Below are 19589 nucleotides of genomic sequence, written 5' to 3' on the forward strand. Positions count from 1 at the left end.
CTAGTGATTTGCTCGGCCGTCGCGGCCGAAAACGAAAGAACATCCTAACGGGAAACCGGACCATGGGAACTCTCCTCTGCCACCCAGCCTCGTCGTGATCGCCCCCTTCGACCGCTTCATCGACCCCGCGCCGGCCCCCTCGGCGCTGCGCCAGGCCATCACCGCCGCGGCGCGCAGGCCCGAACCCGAGGCCGTCGCGGACCTGCTGCCGCAAGCACGCCTGCCGCCATCCGATGCCGCTGCCGTGCGTGAACTGGCGACCCGCCTGGCGCGCGGCCTGCGCGAGCGCAGGGCCGGCGCCGGCCGGGCCGGCCTGGTCCAGAGCCTGTTGCAGGAATATGCGTTGACCTCGCAGGAAGGCATCGCGCTGATGTGCCTGGCCGAGGCGCTGCTGCGCATCCCCGATGCGGCCACGCGCGACGCGCTGATCCGCGACAAGATCGCGCAGGGCCAGTGGCAGGCGCACCTGGGCCAGAGCCCTTCCCTGTTCGTCAATGCCGCCACCTGGGGGCTGCTGATCACCGGCAAGCTGGTGGCCACCCACAGCGAATCGGGGCTGATGTCCGCCATCGGGCGGCTGGTCGGCCTGGGCGGCGAGCCGCTGGTGCGCAAGGGGGTCGACCTCGCCATGCGGATGATGGGCGAGCAGTTCGTCACCGGCGAGACGATCGCGCAGGCGCTGCGCAACGCGCAGCCGCGCGAGGCCCAGGGCTTTCGCTACTCCTTCGACATGCTGGGCGAGGCGGCGCTGACCGCCGACGATGCGCAGCGCTATCGCCACGCCTATGCGCAGGCCATCCACGCCATTGGGCAAGCGGCGCGCGGGCGCGGCGTGTACGAGGGCAACGGCATCTCGATCAAGCTGTCGGCCCTGCATCCGCGTTACAGCCGCGCGCAGCAGGACCGCGTGATGGCGCAGCTGTACCCCTCGCTGGCCGGCCTGTGCCTGCTGGCGAAGCAGTACGACATCGGACTGAACATCGATGCCGAGGAAGCCGATCGCCTGGAGCCCTCGCTGGACCTGCTGGAGCGCCTGGCGTTCGATGCGCAACTGCGGGGATGGGACGGCCTGGGCTTCGTGGTGCAGGCCTACCAGCAGCGCTGCCCCCTGGTGATCGACTGGGTCATCGACCTGGCGCGGCGCAGCGGCCGCCGCCTGATGGTGCGGCTGGTCAAGGGCGCGTACTGGGATTCGGAGATCAAGCGCGCGCAGGTCGAGGGCCAGTCTGGCTACCCGGTGTACACGCGCAAGGCCCACACCGACGTCGCCTACCTGGCCTGCGCCCAACGGCTGCTGGCCGCGCCCGACGCCATCTATCCGCAGTTCGCCACGCACAACGCGCACACGCTGGCGGCCGTGTACCGGATGGCCGATCCGGCGCGCTGGACGCCGCGCCAGTACGAGTTCCAGTGCCTGCACGGCATGGGCGAGCCGCTGTACGAGCAGGTGGTGGGCCCGGCCGACGCCGGCCGCCTCGGCCGGCCCTGCCGCATCTATGCGCCGGTGGGGACGCACGAGACGCTGCTGGCCTACCTGGTGCGGCGGCTGCTGGAGAACGGCGCCAACACGTCCTTCGTGCACCGCATCGCCGATCCGCAGGTACCCGTCGGCGAGCTGGTGGAAGATCCGGTGGCGGTGGTGGAGCGGCTCGCGCACGAGACGGGGGCCGTCGGCTTGCCGCACCCGGCCATCGCCCTGCCGCGCAACCTGTACGGCCCGGGCCGGCGCAACTCCGAAGGCCTCGACCTGGCGAACGAGCAGGAACTGGCGCAGCTCGCAGCCAGGCTGCGCGCATCAGCCCGCACCGAGTGGCGTTGCGCGCCGATGCTGGGGTCCGACCCGCCGGGGGCTGGCGAACTCCAGCCCGTGCGCAACCCGGCCGACCATGGCGACGTCGTCGGCCAGGTCCGCCAAGCCACGCTGCACGACGTGAACCTCGCACTGGCGCACGCGGTGGAGGGCAGCGCCGACTGGGCCGCCACCGCGCCGGCCGAGCGCGCCCGCATCCTGCTGGCCGCCGCCGATCGCCTGCAGGACGACATGCCGCGGCTGATGGGCCTGCTGATCCGCGAAGCCGGCAAGACCGCCGCCAACGCGATCGCCGAAGTGCGCGAGGCCGTGGACTTCCTGCGCTACTACGCCGGCCAGGTGCGCGACGGTTTCGACAACGCAACCCACGTGCCGCTCGGCCCGGTCGTCTGCATCAGCCCCTGGAACTTCCCGCTGGCCATCTTCACCGGCCAACTGGCGGCCGCCCTGGCCGCCGGCAACCCGGTGCTGGCCAAGCCGGCCGAGCAGACGCCGCTGGTGGCCGCCGAAGCCGTGCGTGCGCTGTGGTCCGCCGGCGTGCCGCGCAACGCGCTGCAACTGCTGCCAGGCCGCGGCGAGACGGTCGGCGCGGGCCTGGTCGGCGACGCGCGCATCCGGGGCGTGCTCTTCACCGGCTCGACCGAGGTCGCGCGCATCCTGCAGCGCGCACTGGTGGGCCGCACCGATGCCGGCGGCCGGCCGGTTCCCCTGGTGGCCGAGACCGGCGGGCAGAACGCGATGATCGTGGACTCCTCGGCGCTGGCCGAACAGGTGGTCGCCGACATCCTGGGCTCCGCCTTCGACAGCGCCGGCCAGCGCTGCTCGGCCTTGCGCGTGCTGTGCGTGCAGGAGGACGCCGCCGACCGCCTGCTGGCGATGCTGCTGGGCGCGATGCAGCAGCTGCGCGTGGGCAACCCCGACCGGCTGGCGACCGACGTGGGGCCGGTCATCGACGAAGAGGCGCGCGCCGGCATCGAGCGGCACATCGATCGCCTGCGCGAACGCGGTTGCCGCGTGCACCGGTTCGACGGCCACGATCCCCAGTTGCTGGAGGGCGGCACCTTCGTGCGGCCCGCGGTGGTCGAGCTGGATGGCATGGCCGAGCTGGGACGCGAGGTGTTCGGCCCGGTGCTGCACGTCGTGCGCTACCGGCGCGAGGACCTCGAAGGCCTGCTCCACCAGATCAATGCCACCGGCTACGGACTGACGCTGGGGCTGCACACCCGCATCGACGAGACCATCGCGCGGGTGCTGGCGGCGGCGAATGTCGGCAACGTCTATGTCAATCGCAACATGGTCGGCGCGGTGGTCGGCGTGCAGCCGTTCGGCGGCGAGGGCCTGTCGGGCACCGGGCCGAAGGCGGGCGGCCCCTTGTACCTGTACCGCTTGCTGGCCCAGCGCCCGGACGACGTGCTGGCCCGCGTGCTGGCACAGGCCCACCGGGGCGACCCGCCGCAGGCCGAGGCAATGCCCGCAGCGCTGGCGGCGCTGCAGGACTGGGCCCTCGGCCGCGGCCAGCCGGCCCTTGCCGACGCCTGCGCGGCGTTCGCGCAGCGCTCGCGCGCCGGCGCCTGCGTCACCCTGCCCGGCCCGACTGGCGAACGCAACGTCTATTCGCTGGCGCCGCGCCGCGCCGTGCTGTGCCTGGCCGAGCGCGACGACGACCGGCTGCTGCAACTGGCGGCCGTGCTGGCCGCAGGCAGCCGAGCCATCTGGCCAGCGGACGCGCAAGCCCTGTTGCAGCGCCTGCCGGCCTCGGTGCGGGCCTGCGTGTCGCTCGCCAGCCGTTGGGATGCAGCGCAATCGTCCTGCGAAGCCGTCCTGCTGCACGGCAGCGTGGACGCGCTGGCGGCGGTGCAGCAGATGCTGGCGCAGCGCGACGGCCCCGTCATTGCCGTCGAGCGCCACGAACCGGGCAGCCGCACCGTCGCGCTGGAGCGCCTGCTGGTCGAGCGCTCGGTCAGCATCAACACCGCCGCGGCTGGCGGCAACGCCACGCTGATGGCGATCGGCTGAGCAACAAGGTCCGTATTCCGGCATGGAGCGCGGGGGCATTCCCGCGGGGCTGCCCCAGGGGTTAGACTTGCCCTCGTGAACGCCTTCGTCCGCACCCGTCCCGACGCCGCACCGGCCATCCCGGCCGCAGGCGCGCACGTGCGTGCACAGGAAGCACTTGCAGCGGGTACGGCCCTCATGCCGCGACTGCAAGCACTTTCCTGAGCCCGGCGATTCACCTCCCCTCCCCCGCGCCTCTCGAATCACCGGGCACCCCCCGCGCCCAACCGGGGCCGCCAAGCCGGCGGCCGCACTTGCTTCACGAGGATTGCCATGACATCCGAAGTCCAGACCGAGCGCACGCTCACCGAACTCGACCACGCGCGCCTGACGAAGCTGCTGGCCCAGACCCAGCGGCTCGCCTCGCCGGCCAGCCAGGCCATGCACGACCTGCTGGAAGGCAGCGACGTGGTGGAGTCGCCGTCGGTGCCCGCCACCGTCGTCACCATGTACACGCAGGTGCTGGTGCGCGATACCACCGGCGGCGAGCCCCACAAGGTCACGCTGTGCTACCCCGACGACGCCGAGCCGGCCAGTGGTTTCATCTCGGTGCTGTCGCCCCTGGGCACCAGCCTGCTGGGCCTGAAGGTGGGCGAGACGGCGCGGTGGCGCCTGCCCGGCGGCGAGGAGCGCAGCGCGGTGATCGAGTCGGTGCTGTTCCAGCCGGAGGCGTCGGGCGACTACAAGACCTGAGGGGGATCCGCGACCGGGCTCAGGCCACGGATGCCTGCAGCCGGTGCGCGACTTCTTCCAGGTGCCGTGCGGTCGCATCCCGCGCCACGGCCACCACGCCCACCACCTGGCCACGGGGATCCTTCAGCAGGCTGAAGGAAAAGTCCACGTACAGGCGGCAGCCGTTCTTGTGATTGGAACGCGTGGTCAGCACCCGCCCCTCGGTGCGCAGGTGGCCCGTCGCAATCGCCTGGCGGAAGCCGTGGTCGTGCGCCTGCCGGAACCGGGGCGGCACCAGCAGGTCCAGCCCCGAGCCGATCGCTTCGGCCGCCGCGAAGCCGAACAGCACCTCGGCGCCGCGGTTCCACACGCGGATGGTGCCCTCGGCATCGGCCACGATCAGGGCGTCCTGCATCTGCTCCACGATCATCTGGTGCAGCCGGCTCGCTGCGAGGGTTTGTCCGGGCCAGGTGCTCATCATGCCTCCGCGTTCGTCTGGAAGTCGCCGATGCCGCGCAGCAACGCCGCGAGCTGGCGCAATTCGTCGCCATGCAGGCGCGCCAGGTTGGCCACGCTGCGCTCGCCGGCGGCGGTGAGGTGCACTTCGACCTGGCGCAGGTCCTGCTCGCTGGGCTTGCGCCGCACCAGGCCCAGTTCCTCGCAGCGCGTGACCAGCGCCACCACGCCATGGTGCTTGGACTGCAGGCGCTCGGCCAGCTCGGCAATCGAGGCATGGCTGCGCCCGGGATAGCCCTTGAGCTGCAGCAGCAACTGGTACTGCAAGGGCGTGACGCCGTGCCGCAACGTGACCTCTTCGCTGAAGCGGAGGAACTGGCGCAGCCGGTACCGGAACTCGGCCAGCGCCTCGAAATCCTGCTTGACCACCGTCGTCCTGCTCCCGTGAATCGGTAAAGGCCCCTCGGGTTCCGCTGCTCGCCATCGTCGGTGCGGCGCAAACCGGGCGATCACTCTATCATGCCGTGATACATATGACCGCGGACGGGTGATGCCATGAAGCTGCACGTGCTGTCCGACCTGCACCTCTCGCGCGGCGGGCTGGACCTGCCCGGAACCGGCGCCGACGTGGTGGTGCTGGCCGGCGACATCGCCCGGCCCGAGGCGGCCATCGCCTGGGCCCGGCGCATCCCGCTGCCGGTCGTGTACCTGGCCGGCAACCATGAGTTCTACGGCGGCACGCTGGCCGGGACGATCGCGCAACTGAAGCAGCTGGCCGAGGGCAGCCACGTGCACGTGCTGGACGACAGCGCCATCGAGATCGGCGGCGTGCGCTTCCTCGGCTCCACGCTGTGGACCGACTTCCGGCTGTTCGGCGATGGCGAGGCGCGCGACCATGCCGTGGCCGCGGCGCTGCGCTTCATGCGCGACTTCCAGCGCATCCACCTCGACGACGAGCGCCAGCGGGTGTTCTCGCCGCTGGATGCGGCCAACCTGTTCCGGCGCCACGCCGCCTGGCTCGACCATGCGCTGGACCAGCCGTTCGCCGGCCCGACCGTCGTCATCACCCACCACGCGCCCAGTGCGCTCAGCGTGGAGCCGCGCTTTGCCGACTCACCGCTGAGCGCCTGCTTCGCCTCGCAGGCCGACCACCTGCTGCGCGGCGGCCGGGCGGCGTTGTGGATCCACGGCCACATGCACCACAGCGTGGACTACCGCGTCGGCCCCACCCGGGTGCTGTGCAACCCGCGCGGCTACGCCAATGCCGAAGGCGTGCCGGAGAACCCCCGCTTCGATCCGGGCTTGACGGTCGAGGTCGGCTGACGGCGGGCGGACTTTCTTCGCGCCGCCTGTCACCTTTTCAGGCGACGCGCGTCTATCACGGGCAAGGGGTCGTGCGCGCTCGGCGGAACGCCCCGCTCGCTGTATCCGGCATCCTGAAAGGACCTTCGCGATGGAGATCGCCCCGACCGAAGAAGCCAGCGACGACGGGTTGCTGGCCGGCCTGCGCCAGGGCCAGGCCCGCGCCTTCGAGCAGCTCATGCGCCGCTACAACCGGCGGCTGTTCCGCGTCGCGCGCGGCATCGTGCGCGACGACGCCGAAGCGCAGGACGCGGTGCAGGAAGGCTACCTGCATGCCTTCCAGTCCATCCACGGCTTCCGGGGCGAGTCCTCCATCGCCACCTGGCTGACCCGGATCGTCATCAACCACGCCCTCACCCAGCAGCGGCGCGCCGGCCGCCTGGTGCTGTGGAGCGAGGAGCACGAGGAGGGTGCGATGCCCCACGAACACGATCAGCCCGGGCGCTCGGCCGAAGACGAGTTCGCGCGCCGCGAACTGCGCGAGCGGCTGCAGCAGGCGGTGGACCTGCTGCCGCCGATCTACCGCAGCGTGTTCATCCTGCGCGCGGTCGAAGGCATGAGCGTGGAGGAGACGGCGCGGTCGCTGAGCGTCAGCGGCGACGTAGTCAAGACACGCCTGCTGCGCGCCCGCGCCATGTTGCGCGACGCCCTCAGCCCGGCCGGCGAAAGCGAAGCCCGGCACCTGTACGACTTCCAGGGCCACCGCTGCGACGAGGCCGTCGCGGTGGTACTGGCGCGCCTGCGCTCGCAGGGCGTGATCCGCGACCACTGAATTCCCTCACCCCTAGACAAGCAAAGGACCCGCCATGAAGCAGACCCCCGACGACTCCTTCTCCTTCCTCGACCTCGGCCGCCGCCGCACCCTGTTCGGCGCCGCGGTGCTGTCGGCCAGCGCCGTGGCCATCCTGGCCGGACGCGACACGCTGGCGGCGCAGGGCGCCAAATCCAGCGCCGGCAACGCCGAGGCGGACGCCCGCATCCTGAACACCGCGCTCGGCGCGGAACTGGAAGCCGTCGCCGCCTACCAGGTCGGCGCCGAAAGCGGGCTGCTGACGCCGGCCACCAAGCCGGTCGCGCTGCAGTTCCAGGGCCACCACAAGGCCCACGCCGACACGCTGGCCGGGGCCATCCGCAAGCTGGGCGGCAAGCCGGTGGAGGCCAAGGGCCGCTACGAGTTCCCCACCGACAAGCTCAAGGCCGAGGCCGACGTGCTGCGCTTTGCCGCCGGGCTGGAGCGCGGTGCAGTGTCGGCGTACCTCAACGCCGTGCCGCTGTTCAACGACCGCGCGCTGTCGCAAGCCGCGGCCAGCATCCTGGGCGACGAGGCCATGCACTGGGCGGTGTTCCGCCAGGTGCTGGGCGAGACGCCGGTGGTGCCCGCTGCCTTCATGTCGTGAAGCGGACCGGATGGGTGCAGAGCGGCGGCGTGGCCGCCCTGCTGGCACTCCTGTGTGGCGGTGCCAGTGCCGCGACGTCGGATGCGACGGCGCTCAAGCACGGCGAAGAGGTGTACGGCCGCTGCCTGGCCTGCCATGCCATCGAGCAGAACCGCACCGGGCCGGCGCACTGCGGCCTGTTCGGCCGCAAGGCCGGCACCGCGCCAGGCTACGCCAGCTACTCGGCGGCGCTGAAGAACTCGGGGATCACCTGGAACGAAGCGACGCTGTCGAAGTTCCTGGCCGACCCGATGAACACCGTGCCGGGCACCAACATGACCTACCTGGGGGTCACGGACGCGAAGGAGCGGGCCGATCTGATTGCGTACCTGAAGCAGGCGACGCAGGCGGGGAAGGCTTGCCAGTTGGCGAAGTAGGACTAGCCGACGCCGACGACCGACTCGTCATTCCCGCGGAGGGATGGCGGAGGATGACGCGCGAAGCCGGATGACGCGCGTCAATTCGGCACCGCCCCCCGTCCCGCGTGGGCGCGCGCGATCACGGTCTTCATGATCTGCGCCGTCCCGTCCCCGATCTGGAACCCCAGCACGTCGCGCAGCCGCTGCTCCATGGGCCCGCGGTCGTAGCCGCCGTGGCCGAAGGACAGCAGGCACTGGTGCACCGTGTCATACGCCAGTTGGGGCGCCCACCATTTGCACATGGCAGCCTCGGCGCTGTGCGGCAGGCCCTGGTCCTTCAGCCACAGCGCCTGCAGGCACAGCAGCCGGGCGGCCTCCACCTTGGTCTGCAGGTCGGCCAGCGGGTGCGACACGCCCTGGAACGCCGACAGCGGCTTGCCAAACGCCTCGCGCTGCGAGACGTAGGCCCAGGTCTCGTCCAGCGCCACCCGCGCCACCGCCAGCACCTGCAGCCCGATCAGGGCGCGCGAGAAGTCGAAGCCCTGCATCACCTGCACGAAGCCCTGGTTCTCCTGGCCGAGCCGGTGGTCGAGCGGCACGCGCACGTTGTCGAAGAACAGGGACCCCCGGCCGATGGCCCGCTGGCCATGGCAATCGAAGCGGCTGCGCGTCAGGCCCTGGGCATCGCCGGGCACCAGCAGCGCCGTGACGCCGCGCGCGCCCGACTCCGGCGCGCCCGTGCGGCCGAACACGATGACGGCATCGGCCTGGTCGGCGGCCGAGATCGAGGTCTTCTCGCCGTTGACCACGTAGGCGTCGCCGACCCGCTCCACCCGCAGCCGCAGGTTGGCGGCATCCGACCCGCCCCGCGGCTCCGTCAGCGCAATCGCCAGCAGCGCCTCGCCGCGCACCAGCCGCTGCAGCCAGGGACCGGCGACAGCCGGGTCGCCATGCTCGGCCAGAATCTGGCCATTGAGCGACGCCAGCAGGTTGACGTACGACAGGCTCAGGTCGGCGGCAGCGATCTCTTCGTGGATCACGCCGGCGGCCAGGCAGCCGGCGCCCTGCCCGCCCCATTGCTCAGGCAACTCCGGCGCGATGAAGCCCATCTCGCCCATCTCCCGCATCAGCGACCGGTCCAGCGCGCGGGTGCGGTCGCGCTCCTGGTAGCCGGGCGCAACGCGCTCGCGGGCGTAGCGTCGCGCCTGCTCGGCCAGCGCCTGCAGCGATTCGTCGAGATAGGGGTTGCGCATGGGCGGCCCGCCTACTTGTGGAACTTGCGGAACTCGGGCTTGCGCTTTTCCTGCAGGGCCTTGACGCCCTCGCGCGATTCCTCGGTGTCGTAGAACAGCTTGAGCGCGTACATGCCCATGCCCGCGATGCCGGCCTGGTGGGCGGTGTCCATGTTGAAGCTGCGCTTGGCGATGGCGATGGCGGTGGGGCTGCGCTCGCAGATCTCCTCGGCCCACTGCTGCACCGTGGCGTCCAGTTCCTCGTGCGGCACGCAGATGTTGGCCAGGCCCATAGCGACGGCCTCTTGGCCGGAGTAGCGGCGGTTGAGGTACCAGATCTCGCGCGCCTTCTTCTCGCCCACCACGCGCGCCAGGAACGCGGTGCCGTAGCCGGGATCGACCGAGCCCATCTTCGGCCCGACCTGGCCGAAGATGGCCTTGTCCGAGCAGATGGTCAGGTCGCAGATGGTGCACAGCACGTTGCCGCCGCCGATGGCATAGCCCTGCACGCGGGCGATGACGGGCTTGGGCACGTCGCGGATGGCGGTGTGCAGTTCCTCCATCGGCAGGCCGATGGTGCCGCGACCGTCGTAGTTGCCGTCGTGCGCCGACTGGTCGCCGCCGGTGCAGAAGGCGCGGTCGCCGGCGCCGGCCAGCACGATGCAGCCGATCTCGCGGTCGTAGCCCGCCTTGTGCAGTGCGCGGATCAGCTCGTCGCAGGTGGTGCCGCGGAACGCGTTCATCTTGTCCGGGCGGTTGATGGTGATCCACGCCACGCGGTTGCGCACTTCGTAGAGGATGTCCTGGAAGTCCATGGGTGATGCCTTTCGGGTGAGGAGCGGTTTCAGCCGGCCATGGTCAGGCCGCCGGAGACGGACAGGACCTGGCCGGTGACGAACGCGGCGTCGTCGCTGGCGAAGAACAGGATGGCGCCAGGCAGGTCCTCGGGCTGGCCGATGCGCCCGAGCGGGATGGAGCGGCGGAACGCCTCGCGCAGCTTGTCGGGGTTGCCGGCGCCCTGCAGGTAGCCCTCGAACAGGGGCGTTTCGGTGACGCCGGGACACACCACGTTGACGGTGATGTTGTGGCGGGCGTGCTCGCGCGCCAGCGTCTTGGACAGCGCGACCAGGCCGCCCTTGCAGGCGGCATAGACCGCTTCGCCGGAGGAGCCCACGCGGGCGGCGTCCGACGCGATGTTGACGATGCGCCCCGCGTTGCGCGCCACCATGCCGGGCAGTACGGCGTGCAGCATGTGCAGCGCGCCCACCAGGTTGATGGCGATGAGACGATCCCATTCGGCGGGCACCGTGGTGGTGAACGGCTTGAACACGTCCCAGCCGGCGCAGTTGACCAGGATGTCGATCGGCCCGAGGCGATCGATCACTGCCTGCACGGCCGCATCGACGCTGCCGCGATCGGTGATGTCGCAGCCGACCGCCAGTGACTGCCCACCGGCCGCCGCGATGCGCCGGGCGACCGCTTCGGCGGCTTCGGCGTTGCGATCCAGCACCGCCACGCGCGCCCCCTCCTGCGCGAAGCGTTCGCAGGTGGCGCCGCCGATGCCGCCGCCGCCACCGGTGATGATCGCGGTCTTGCCTTGCAGTCTGCTCATGGATGCCTTCCTTGCAGGGGTCCTGCCCTTATGACAACATGTGGCGCATCTTAGGGACCGAGGGTGGATCCCGCAAGGCCCGCCGAGACGCGGCGAAGCCAAGGAGAATGTCAATGAAGAACTCGAATGCCGAAACCCGGGCGGCGCTGGCCAACCGGCTGTTCTTCCGGCTCTACCAATGCGCCAACATGCTGCATAAAACCGGCAGCCGGGCGATCGAGGCGGAAGGCCTGACCACCCAGCAGTGGGCGGTGCTGGGCGCGCTGTCGCGGCCCGAGGCCGGGGCCGGAATGAAGCTGGGCGAGCTGGCCCGCTACCTGATGGTCAGCCGCCAGAACCTGGCCGGGGTGGTCGGCCGGCTGGAGCGCGACGGCCGCGTGGAAAGCGCCGCCGACCCGGCCGACGGCCGCTCACGCCTGATCCGCATGACGGTGCCCGGGCGGCAGGTGTGGCAGCGCAAGGCCCTGCCCAAGATCCACGCGTACTACGAGCAGGCGCTGGATGGCTTCTCCAGCAACGACATGGTGCACACGGTGCACTACCTGCTGAAGATGCTGGAGAACATGAAGCAGATCGACGAGGCGGACGGGGAAGAGGAGGAGTAGGCCCCGTCGTCCCCGCGAAGGCGGGGATCCAGCGCAACGCGCCTGCGGCGCTCATGCACGCCGCGCTGCGTGGATCCCGCCTGCGCGGGAATGACGGGACAGGCGGGCGGACCGCGTTACTTCCCCGTCTTCGCGAACTCCGCCGACTGCTCCTTGACCACCTTGTCCACCTCGTCGGTGTAGGCGCTGAACCAGTCGCCCTGCGGCACCCACTTGGCGCCGTCCCACATGTCGATGCGGGTCTTGCCGCCGCCGCCGTGGTCCTTGGCGGTCACGGTCACCGGGGCGATGAAGCCGTTGGCGTCGAAGTCCTTCAGGCTCTCCAGGCCGGCCTTGATCTTGGCCGGGTTGAGCGGCCAGCCGCCCTTCTTGATCGCCGCCCGCACGCCCTCGAACATCACCGAGTACATGGCCAGGCCGGTGTTGTAGTAGATGTCGTCCATGTTCTTGATGTCGCCCGCGCCCTTGTTGGCGCCGTAGACCTCCTTGGCGATCTGCTGCATCAGCGGGTGGTCCTTGCCGCCCACCACGTTGGTGCCGCGCTTGAGGCCCTTGGCGTCGGCCGGGCCGATGTTGCGCAGGTCCACCTCGTTGAGCCAGTTGACGGTGATCAGCTTGCTCATCGGGATGCCGTTGCGCTTCATCTCCTTGGCCGCCACCACGTGCATGGCCGACAGGTTCCAGCTGATCACCCAGTCGGGGTCGAACCGGCGGATCTGGGTCCACACCGCGGCCTGGTCGCGCCCCGGCATGGGGTTGGGGAACAGCTGCAGGTCGAAGCCTTCCTTGGCCGCCAGCGTCTTGAGCACCGGGATCGGCTCCTGCCCGAACGCGTAGTCGGGGTAGATGAAGCCGATCTTCACGCCCTTGAGGCTGCCCTTGTGCTGGGTCTTGATCCAGGCCACGTCGTTGGCCATCTGGCCCCAGTAGGTCGGGCCGATCGGGAAGATCCACTTGAACACCTCGCCGTCCACCGCGTCGCCGCGGCCGACGAAGGACTGCAGCATGATGTTGCCGTCCTGCATGTGGCGCGGCAGCACGGCGCGCGACACCGGCGTGGACAGGTAGTCGAACATCATCACGCCTTCGCGCTTGAGCTTCTCGTAGCACTCGATGCCGCGCTGCGGCTCGTTGCCATGGTCCTGCACGATGATCTCGATCGGCTTGCCCTCCAGGCCGCCCTTGGCGTTGAGCAGCGTCGCGTAGTCCTTGGCGGCCTGTGCGATCTGCGGCGTGACGAAGGTGTAAGCCTTGCTCAGGTCGTAGCACAGGCCGAACTTGATCGTGTCCTGCGCCTGCGCGGCTCCGCCTCCCGCCAGCAGGGCCAGCCCCGCCAGGATGGATAGCGCTCGTTGCTTCATGGCTTGTCTCCTGCGTACGTTGGTCTGGATGGCCGCGGCGGATGCCCAGTACGCTCGCCTTCCGCACGGTCGGGAACTCGGGAAGCTCGACTTGCTCAGCTCAGCCAGCGCTTGCGCCGGCTGTAGTGCTTGACCTCGTGGAAATCCTTGCCCTCGCGCCCGCCCAGGTAGAACTCCTGGATGTCGGGGTTTCGCTTCATCGCCTCGGCGGTGTCGTGCATGACGACGCGGCCGTTCTCCATCAGGTAGCCACGCGACACCACCTCCAGCGCGGCCATCGCGTTCTGTTCCACCAGCAGCACCGACAGGCCCTCCTCCCGGTTGATGCGCTGCACGATCTGGAAGATCTCCGCCACCAGGAACGGCGCCAGCCCCAGGCTGGGCTCGTCCAGCATCAGCAGGCGCGGGTCGGTCATCAGCGCGCGGCCGATGGCCAGCATCTGCTGCTCGCCGCCCGACAGGAAGCCGGCCTGGGCCGCGCGCCGCTCGTGCAGGCGCGGGAAGTAGGAATAGACCCGGTCGCGCCGGCGCTGGGTGTCGGCGCGGCTGCAGCGGGTGACGGCCGAGGCCGCGACCAGGTTCTCGTCGGGCGTCAGGTGCTCGAACACGCGCCGGCCCTCCAGCACCTGCACGATGCCGCGGCGCACCCGCTGCTGCGGCGCCAGCCGCTCGATGTCCTCGCCCGCGAAGCGCAGCTCGCCGCGCGTGACCTCGCCGCGCTCGGGCTTGAGCAGGCCGCTGATCGCCTTGAGCGTGGTGCTCTTGCCGGCACCATTGGCGCCCAGCAGCGCCACCATGCCGCCCGGCGGCACCGACACCGACACGCCCTTGATTGCCAGCGCGACCTGGTCGTAGATGACCTCGATGTTGTTCAGGCTCAGCAGGTCGGGAGCTTGTGTCGCTGCATCCATGGGGGCCTACTTCCTCACGTAGCCGAAGGGCCAGACCATCAGGTAGTTGCGGATGTTGCCGTACAGCTTGCCCAGCCCCATCGGCTCGATCAGCAGCACCGCGATGATGCTGGCACCGTAGATCATGTAGGGGATGTGCGCCAGCGTCTCGACCCCGATGTCGGCGCCCACGGCACGCGCAATGGCCGAGATCAGCTCGTTCATCTGGCCCGGCAGCAGCAGGATGAAGGCGGTACCGAAGAAGCTGCCGATGATGCTGCCCAGGCCGCCCACGATCACCATCGCCAGCACCTCGATCGACACGTTGACGGCGAACTGCTCGGGCGTGACCGCGTGGTAAAAGCCGAAGATCAGCATGGCGCCGCTGACCCCGCCGATGAAGGCCGAGGCCGCGAAAGCCACCAGCTTGTAGCGGAACGCCTGCACGCCGATCACCGCCGCCGCGTAGTCCTTCTCGCGCACCGCCACCAGCGCACGGCCCAGCGCGCTGCGCCGCAAGTTCAGCATGAAGACGGTCACCGCCACGGTCCAGGCCAGCACCACGTAGTAGGTGCCGACCTCGGAAGTGATGGCTTGGCCGAGCAGCTTCATCGGCGGCGCCTGCAGCGTGGCCGACACGCCCCCGCTGATGGCCGGCACGTGCGAGATCACCCAGTCCATCACGAACTGCATGGCCAGCGTGGACAGCGCCAGGTACAGGCCCTTGACGCGCAGCGCCGCGAAGGCGAACACGACGCCGACCCCGGTGGCCGTCAGCCCGCCCAGCACCACCGCGATCTCCCAGGGGATGCCGTTGCGCGCCGCGTGCACCGAGGCGTAGGCGCCCATGCCCATGATGGCGGCGTAACCGAAGTGGAACTGACCGGCCCAGCCCAGCACCAGGTTCAGGCCCAGCACGGCCGACGTCCAGATCAGCCAGGGGCGGATGTAGCTGGACAGCGCGAGCGAACTGAAGATCCAGGGCGCGGCCAACGCCACCGCCAGCAGCGCCCACATGGCCCGGCGCTCGAAGGGTATGGGGAACAGCGCCCGATCATGGGCATAGCTGGTGTGGAAGATGCCGGCGCGGCGGTAGAGCATCTAGATCCTCTCGATGTCGTGGCGGCCGAACAGCCCGTGCGGCCGGACCATGATGGTCAGGATCAGCACCGCGGCCACCACCAGCTCGCGCGTGCCGCCGCCCAGCAGCGGGTCGAGGTAGCCGGAGGCGACGTTCTCCAGGATGCCCAGCAGCAGCCCCGCCAGCAGCGCGCCGCCGATGCTGTCCAACCCGCCCAGCACGCCCACCGTGATGCCCTTGAGCAGCAGCAGCGACAGCGACTGGTCCACCGTCTGCACCGAGCCCCACAGCACGCCGGCGGCGGTGGCGGCCACCGCCGACAGCGCCCAGGACAGCGCCACGCCGCGCTCGACCGAGATGCCCACCGACCAGGAGGCGGTGTAGTCGTCGGCGATGGCGCGCAGCACCACGCCCATGCGGGTGCGGAAGAAGAACACCGAAATCGCGAACAGCACCAGCGTCACCGCAGCACCGATGGCGTAGGCGCGATTGACCAGCAGCGGCCCGACGAACAGCGGCGCGTCACTGATGCCGATGGCCATGTTGCGGCCGCTGCCGCCCCAGAAGGTGAGCGCCGTGGCGCGCAGGAAGATGTCCAGGCCCAGCGTCATCATCAGGATCATCACGATCGGCTGGCCGGCCAGCCGGCGCAGCGCGATCCGCTCGATCGCCACCCCCAGCACGAACATGGACAGCATGGCCAGCGGGATCGCGACCCACATCGACAGGCCCACCTGCCCGGCAAAGGCCAGCACCAGGTAGGGTCCGACCATGGTGAGCGCGCCCTGCGCCAGGTTGGGCACCGAGGACGACTTGTAGATCAGCACGATGCCGATCGCCACCAGCGCGTACATCAGGCCGGCCAGCGCGCCGTTGACCGCCAGCTCCAGGAAGTACATCCAGTCCATGCGTCAGACTCCGGTGACGGCCAGTTCGCGCTCGGTCGTGCCGACCTCGCCGGTTTCGTACACCACCTGCGCCTTCACCGCCACGGTGGGAGCGCCGGCGTAGATGGCCTCGATGATGGGCGCATAGCGCTCCTCCACCACGTTGCGCCGCAGCTTGCGCGTGCGGGTGATCTCGCCGTCGTCGGCATCGAATTCCTTGTGCAGGCTGACGAAGTGGCGCAGCCGCAGCGGCTCGGGCAGGCTGGCGTTGACGCGGCGGATCGCCTCGGCCAGCAGCTCGCGCACCTGGGGCTTTTGCGACAGGTCGGCGTACGAGATGTAGGAGATGCCGCGCAGCTCGGCCCAGTGGCCCACCGTCTCGGCGTCGATGCAGACCATGGCGGCCAGCCAGTCGCGGCCCTTGCCGAGCACCGCCACGTCCTTGATGAAGGGACTGAACTTCAGGCGGTTCTCGATGTAGTTGGGGATGTATCGCTCGCCCTGCGCGGTGTGCACCACTTCCGACACGCGGCCCAGCACCACCAGGTGGCCGTCGGGCTCCAGGTAGCCGGCATCGCCGGTGCGCAGCCAGCCGTCGGCCAGCGTTTCGCGCGTGGCGGCCTCGTTGCGGAAGTAGCCGCTGAACACGCTGCCCGAACGCACCAGGATCTCGCCGGCCTCGCTGATCTTCACTTCCACGCCGGGCAGCGGACGGCCCACCGTGTGCAGCCGCACCTCTTCGGGCGACTGCATGGCGTTGTAGGCGCTGGTTTCCGTCTGGCCGTACAGCTGGCGCAGCTTGACGCCCAGCGCCCGGTAGAAGACGAAGGTGTCCTCGCCGATCGCCTCGCCGCCGGTGTAGGCGTGGCGCAGCTGGGTCAGGCCCAGCTGGTCCTTGATCGGGCCCATCACCAGCGCGTCGCCGAGCGGGCGCAGCAGCCGCTGCAGCGCGGTGGGCGGCTGGCCGTCGAGCTTGCGGCGCTCGGCGGCCAGGGCCGAATCCATGAACAGGTTGTAGATCGCCTTCTTCAGGCGGGTCGAGTCCTCCATGCGCACCTGCACGGTGGTGAGCATGTTGTCCCAGCTGCGCGGCGCGGCCAGGTAGAAGGTGGGCGCGATCTCGCGCAGGTCGTGCAGCACCGTCTCCTGCCGCTCCGGCACGTTGATGGCGAAGCGCAGCGCCACGCCGGCGCCGATGGTGAAGGCGAAGTCGCCGATCCAGGCCATGGGCAGGTAGGCCAGCACGCTCTCGCCGAAGCCGAAGGCGCCGCAGCGGTAGGCGTTGGCCACGCCCGACAGGATGTTGAAGTGCGACAGCACCACCCCCTTGGGCTTGCCTGTGGTGCCGGAGGAGTGGATGAAGACGGCGGGATCGTCGGGGCCGGCGATGTCCAGCAGCGCCTGCGCCAGCCCCGGCTCCCGGGCCAGCCGCTCGCGGCCCCGGGCTTCCATCTCGTCCCACGACAGCAGGCCCGGCGCCGTGTAGCGCGCGATGCCGCGCGGGTTGTCGTAGACGATGTGGCCGATGCGGGCGCCGCGCTCGCGCAGGTCCAGTGCCTTGTCCACCTGCTCCTGGTCTTCACAGAAGGCGAAGGCGATTTCCACCTCGCTGGCCACGTGCAGCGCCTCCTGCGGCGTGGCATCGGGGAACACCGGCATGGCGTAGGCGCCCAGCACGCCGGCGCACAGCATCCCCTGGTACAGGCGCGGGCGGTTGTCGCCCAGCACCAGCACGCCCTTCTCGCGCGAAAGGCCCAGCGCCTGCAGGCCGGCGGACACCGCCAGCACGGTCTGCCACAGCTGCGCCCAGGTGGTCTCCTGCCAGATGCCGCGGTCCTTCTCGCGCATGGCGACCCGCGTCGGCACCGCCTGCGCGTTGGCCGCCAGCAGCCGCGGCAGCGTGGTGCGCGGGTCCAGCTCCCAGCGGCCGGCCTCAGGCTGCGGCTGCATGGCTGCCCCCGATGTAGGCCTTGACCACCCGCGGGTCGGCGATCACCTCGCGCGGGATGCCGGTGCCGATCACCTCGCCGTAGCTGAGCACCAGCATGCGGTCGCAGATGCCGGTGATGATGTCCATGTGGTGCTCGATGATCAGCACCGTGACGCCGCGCTCGTCGCGCGCGTCCAGCACGAAGCGGGCCATGTAGGCCTTCTCTTCCTGGTTCATGCCGGCCATGGGCTCGTCCAGGATCAGGAACGTCGGTTCGGCGGCCAGCGCGCGCGCCAGCTCGACCCGCTTCTTGATGCCCAGGGGCAGCGAGTCGACGTGCTCGCCGCGCACGCTCTCCAGCTGCATGAAGTCGATGATCTCCTCGACCACGTCGCGGTTGGCCACCTCTTCCGGCTGCGCCGCCCAGGGATAGAGCGCGGTGCGCCAGACGCTCGGGCGCATGTGCACGTGGCGGCCGAGCAGGATGTTGTCCAGCACGCTCATGCCGTTGAACAGCGCCAGGTTCTGGAAGGTGCGCGCCACGCCGCGGCGCGCCACCTTGTGCGGCGCCAGCCCGGTGATGTCCTGCCCGTGCAGCAGGATGCGGCCCTGCTGCGGCGGAAAGAAGCCGGTGATGGCGTTGGTCATCGTGGTCTTGCCGCTGCCGTTGGGGCCGACCAGGCCGAAGATCTCGCCCTTGTCGATGCGCAGGCTGACGCCGGTGACCGCCACCAGGCCGCCGAAGCGGCGCTCGACGCCCCGGCATTCCAGCACCGGGGGCTCGGCGGTGGATGCGGCGGACGGCGCCGCGAAGGAGGGCGCGGTCATCGCGTCCATGGGCCAAGCCGCTCCCGGCCGATCGGCATGCGGCGCAATTCACGAACGCGGTGGAAGAGCTCGCCGGCAGGCCCCTCGTCCCGGTCGGTGCGGCGGGCCCGCGGCGTTATCTCCGGCTGCGCGAACCGGCGCGCCGCTGCGAGCAGCGGGAAGCGGTCCACACGGTCGGAATATGACAACATGCGAAGCAATGCTAGGGGCCTGGCGTGGGCGAGGCAATTGCGGAAACGTAATGGTTTTCGCCTACTCCCATCCCGGCGAAATTAGGCAATGTGCTGCCTAAACGCCAGGGGTCCGCACCGGTGCGGATGCTTGTCGGCCAGCCGCAAACCTGCTGCAGTGGCCGATGGCGCCTACCGCGCTCCCAGCACCCGCAACGCCAGCCGCTGGTAGATCCGGATCAGCCGCTCCTGCGACAGCCGCCCGCCCTCGCGGTACCAGGCACTGATGCCGGTCAGCAGCGACAGCAGGGCCAGCGTGGTGACGCGCACGTCGTCAACCTCCCACAGCCCGGCCTTGCGGCCGTCGGCGACGATGGCGCGGACCTGGGCCTCGTAGTCCTTGCGCAGGCCGATGACGCGGCCGTACTGCTCGGGCGTGAGGCTGCGCAGTTCCATGTTGCCGATGAAGGTCTCGCGCTGGCGTGCGGTGTGCCACTCGATGTGGAAGCGCACGAAGGCCAGCAGCCGCTCCTTCGCGTCCTGCAGGCCGTCCATGCGCTGGGCGAAGTCCTGCAGCAGTTCCAGCATGATCTCCTCGAGCAGCTCGGCCAGGAACTCCTGCTTGTGCGGCACGTGGTTGTAGAGCGAGCCCAGGCGCAGGTTGACGTCGGCCGCCAGGTCGCGCAGGTTCATGGCCTCGAAGCCATGGCGCCAGATGCGCTCGATGGCGGCCTTGCGCACGGCGCGCCGGGTGTCGGCGCCGTTCACGCCTGCGGGTCGTCCCATCGTCAATCACGAAGCTGCTGGAGGAAGCGCCGATGATAGGGATTCCGTCCTGCGCCC

At 70.2% G+C, this 19589-nt stretch carries 19 protein-coding genes; 7 read left to right on the forward strand and 12 right to left on the reverse strand.

The genetic code is table 11. The features are described 5' to 3' along the window. Positions 1-76 precede the first annotated feature (76 nt). Both putA and rnk read left to right on the forward strand, forming a co-directional pair. Positions 77-3826, forward strand: a complete 3750-nt coding sequence (putA, locus tag PE066_RS04500; RefSeq protein ID WP_440480598.1) for a trifunctional transcriptional regulator/proline dehydrogenase/L-glutamate gamma-semialdehyde dehydrogenase — start codon at positions 77-79, stop codon at positions 3824-3826. A 312-nt stretch (positions 3827-4138) separates the two neighbouring features. Beyond that, positions 4139-4558 carry a nucleoside diphosphate kinase regulator gene (rnk, locus tag PE066_RS04505; RefSeq protein WP_271235368.1) on the forward strand — a complete coding sequence of 140 codons (420 nt, stop codon included), beginning with the start codon at positions 4139-4141 and terminating at the stop codon, positions 4556-4558. A gap of 19 nt (positions 4559-4577) precedes the next feature. Here the strand turns inward: rnk and PE066_RS04510 are convergent, their stop codons facing one another. Further along, positions 4578-5015 (reverse strand): PAS domain S-box protein, encoded by a 438-nt coding sequence (locus tag PE066_RS04510; protein WP_271235369.1) that lies wholly within the window; start codon positions 5013-5015, stop codon positions 4578-4580. Then, positions 5015-5443 carry a MarR family winged helix-turn-helix transcriptional regulator gene (locus PE066_RS04515; RefSeq protein WP_271236503.1) on the reverse strand — a complete coding sequence of 143 codons (429 nt, stop codon included), beginning with the start codon at positions 5441-5443 and terminating at the stop codon, positions 5015-5017. The genes PE066_RS04510 and PE066_RS04515 overlap by 1 nt, the downstream gene beginning before the upstream one ends. Positions 5444-5548: 105 nt before the next feature. Here PE066_RS04515 and PE066_RS04520 point away from each other — a divergent pair, with 105 nt between their 5' ends. From PE066_RS04520 to PE066_RS04535, 4 genes are all read left to right on the forward strand, one after another. Then, positions 5549-6316: a metallophosphoesterase gene (locus tag PE066_RS04520; protein WP_271235370.1), complete on the forward strand. Its 768-nt coding sequence runs from the start codon at positions 5549-5551 to the stop codon at positions 6314-6316. A 130-nt stretch (positions 6317-6446) separates the two neighbouring features. After that, positions 6447-7127, forward strand: coding sequence for an RNA polymerase sigma factor (locus tag PE066_RS04525; RefSeq protein WP_271235371.1), 681 nt, complete (start codon positions 6447-6449; stop codon positions 7125-7127). A gap of 34 nt (positions 7128-7161) precedes the next feature. Further along, complete coding sequence (locus PE066_RS04530; RefSeq protein ID WP_271235372.1) at positions 7162-7752, forward strand: ferritin-like domain-containing protein; 591 nt, start codon at positions 7162-7164, stop codon at positions 7750-7752. Between the two features lie 29 nt (positions 7753-7781). After that, entirely contained in the window at positions 7782-8168 is a 387-nt protein-coding gene (locus tag PE066_RS04535; RefSeq protein WP_440480575.1) for a c-type cytochrome, read from the forward strand. Positions 8169-8248: 80 nt separating this feature from the next. Here PE066_RS04535 and aliB read toward each other — a convergent pair whose 3' ends face one another. Genes aliB through badH form a run of 3 tightly spaced genes read right to left on the reverse strand, consistent with a single transcriptional unit; the run spans position 8249 to position 10994 of the window. Further along, on the reverse strand, positions 8249-9403 hold the full coding sequence (gene aliB / locus PE066_RS04540; protein WP_271235373.1) for a cyclohexanecarboxyl-CoA dehydrogenase: 1155 nt from the start codon (positions 9401-9403) through the stop codon (positions 8249-8251). Between the two features lie 11 nt (positions 9404-9414). Continuing rightward, positions 9415-10197, reverse strand: a complete 783-nt coding sequence (gene badI, locus PE066_RS04545) for a 2-ketocyclohexanecarboxyl-CoA hydrolase (protein ID WP_271235374.1) — start codon at positions 10195-10197, stop codon at positions 9415-9417. Between the two features lie 29 nt (positions 10198-10226). After that, positions 10227-10994: a 2-hydroxycyclohexanecarboxyl-CoA dehydrogenase gene (badH, locus tag PE066_RS04550; RefSeq protein ID WP_271235375.1), complete on the reverse strand. Its 768-nt coding sequence runs from the start codon at positions 10992-10994 to the stop codon at positions 10227-10229. Positions 10995-11101: 107 nt separating this feature from the next. Between badH and PE066_RS04555 the strand changes: the two genes are divergently transcribed. Further along, the gene (locus tag PE066_RS04555; protein WP_440480576.1) at positions 11102-11599 is read left to right on the forward strand and encodes a MarR family winged helix-turn-helix transcriptional regulator; all 498 of its coding nucleotides are present in this window, start codon (positions 11102-11104) and stop codon (positions 11597-11599) included. 116 nt (positions 11600-11715) lie between these two features. Here the strand turns inward: PE066_RS04555 and PE066_RS04560 are convergent, their stop codons facing one another. The 7 genes from PE066_RS04560 to PE066_RS04590 all read right to left on the reverse strand — a co-directional run bounded on the left by PE066_RS04560 (position 11716) and on the right by PE066_RS04590 (position 19532). Beyond that, the gene (locus tag PE066_RS04560; RefSeq protein ID WP_271235377.1) at positions 11716-12960 is read right to left on the reverse strand and encodes an ABC transporter substrate-binding protein; all 1245 of its coding nucleotides are present in this window, start codon (positions 12958-12960) and stop codon (positions 11716-11718) included. 95 nt (positions 12961-13055) lie between these two features. After that, on the reverse strand, positions 13056-13871 hold the full coding sequence (locus PE066_RS04565) for an ABC transporter ATP-binding protein (protein ID WP_271235378.1): 816 nt from the start codon (positions 13869-13871) through the stop codon (positions 13056-13058). A gap of 6 nt (positions 13872-13877) precedes the next feature. Next, positions 13878-14951 carry a branched-chain amino acid ABC transporter permease gene (locus PE066_RS04570; RefSeq protein WP_271235379.1) on the reverse strand — a complete coding sequence of 358 codons (1074 nt, stop codon included), beginning with the start codon at positions 14949-14951 and terminating at the stop codon, positions 13878-13880. Further along, a complete protein-coding gene (locus PE066_RS04575; RefSeq protein ID WP_271235380.1) occupies positions 14952-15839 on the reverse strand; it encodes a branched-chain amino acid ABC transporter permease in 888 nt (295 codons plus the stop codon). A 3-nt stretch (positions 15840-15842) separates the two neighbouring features. After that, a complete protein-coding gene (locus PE066_RS04580; protein WP_271235381.1) occupies positions 15843-17768 on the reverse strand; it encodes an AMP-dependent synthetase/ligase in 1926 nt (641 codons plus the stop codon). Further along, positions 17752-18585 (reverse strand): ABC transporter ATP-binding protein, encoded by an 834-nt coding sequence (locus PE066_RS04585; protein ID WP_271235382.1) that lies wholly within the window; start codon positions 18583-18585, stop codon positions 17752-17754. The genes PE066_RS04580 and PE066_RS04585 overlap by 17 nt, the downstream gene beginning before the upstream one ends. A gap of 353 nt (positions 18586-18938) precedes the next feature. Continuing rightward, positions 18939-19532: a TetR/AcrR family transcriptional regulator gene (locus PE066_RS04590; protein ID WP_271235383.1), complete on the reverse strand. Its 594-nt coding sequence runs from the start codon at positions 19530-19532 to the stop codon at positions 18939-18941. Positions 19533-19589 lie beyond the last annotated feature (57 nt).

Origin of the sequence: Ramlibacter tataouinensis (assembly GCF_027941915.1) — a bacterium.
GTDB lineage: Bacteria > Pseudomonadota > Gammaproteobacteria > Burkholderiales > Burkholderiaceae_C > Ramlibacter > Ramlibacter tataouinensis_C.

What these genes read in the sequence shown, in the direction of transcription:
- rnk (WP_271235368.1), top strand. Translation starts at nt 4,139, where the DNA reads ATGACATCCGAAGTCCAGACCGAGCGCACGCTCACCGAACTCGACCAC.
- PE066_RS04510 (WP_271235369.1), bottom strand. Translation starts at nt 5,015, where the DNA reads ATGAGCACCTGGCCCGGACAAACCCTCGCAGCGAGCCGGCTGCACCAG.
- PE066_RS04520 (WP_271235370.1), top strand. Translation starts at nt 5,549, where the DNA reads ATGAAGCTGCACGTGCTGTCCGACCTGCACCTCTCGCGCGGCGGGCTG.
- PE066_RS04525 (WP_271235371.1), top strand. Translation starts at nt 6,447, where the DNA reads ATGGAGATCGCCCCGACCGAAGAAGCCAGCGACGACGGGTTGCTGGCC.
- PE066_RS04530 (WP_271235372.1), top strand. Translation starts at nt 7,162, where the DNA reads ATGAAGCAGACCCCCGACGACTCCTTCTCCTTCCTCGACCTCGGCCGC.
- aliB (WP_271235373.1), bottom strand. Translation starts at nt 9,403, where the DNA reads ATGCGCAACCCCTATCTCGACGAATCGCTGCAGGCGCTGGCCGAGCAG.
- badI (WP_271235374.1), bottom strand. Translation starts at nt 10,197, where the DNA reads ATGGACTTCCAGGACATCCTCTACGAAGTGCGCAACCGCGTGGCGTGG.
- badH (WP_271235375.1), bottom strand. Translation starts at nt 10,994, where the DNA reads ATGAGCAGACTGCAAGGCAAGACCGCGATCATCACCGGTGGCGGCGGC.
- PE066_RS04555 (WP_440480576.1), top strand. Translation starts at nt 11,102, where the DNA reads ATGTCAATGAAGAACTCGAATGCCGAAACCCGGGCGGCGCTGGCCAAC.
- PE066_RS04560 (WP_271235377.1), bottom strand. Translation starts at nt 12,960, where the DNA reads ATGAAGCAACGAGCGCTATCCATCCTGGCGGGGCTGGCCCTGCTGGCG.
- PE066_RS04565 (WP_271235378.1), bottom strand. Translation starts at nt 13,871, where the DNA reads ATGGATGCAGCGACACAAGCTCCCGACCTGCTGAGCCTGAACAACATC.
- PE066_RS04570 (WP_271235379.1), bottom strand. Translation starts at nt 14,951, where the DNA reads ATGCTCTACCGCCGCGCCGGCATCTTCCACACCAGCTATGCCCATGAT.
- PE066_RS04575 (WP_271235380.1), bottom strand. Translation starts at nt 15,839, where the DNA reads ATGGACTGGATGTACTTCCTGGAGCTGGCGGTCAACGGCGCGCTGGCC.
- PE066_RS04580 (WP_271235381.1), bottom strand. Translation starts at nt 17,768, where the DNA reads ATGCAGCCGCAGCCTGAGGCCGGCCGCTGGGAGCTGGACCCGCGCACC.
- PE066_RS04585 (WP_271235382.1), bottom strand. Translation starts at nt 18,585, where the DNA reads ATGGACGCGATGACCGCGCCCTCCTTCGCGGCGCCGTCCGCCGCATCC.
- PE066_RS04590 (WP_271235383.1), bottom strand. Translation starts at nt 19,532, where the DNA reads ATGGGACGACCCGCAGGCGTGAACGGCGCCGACACCCGGCGCGCCGTG.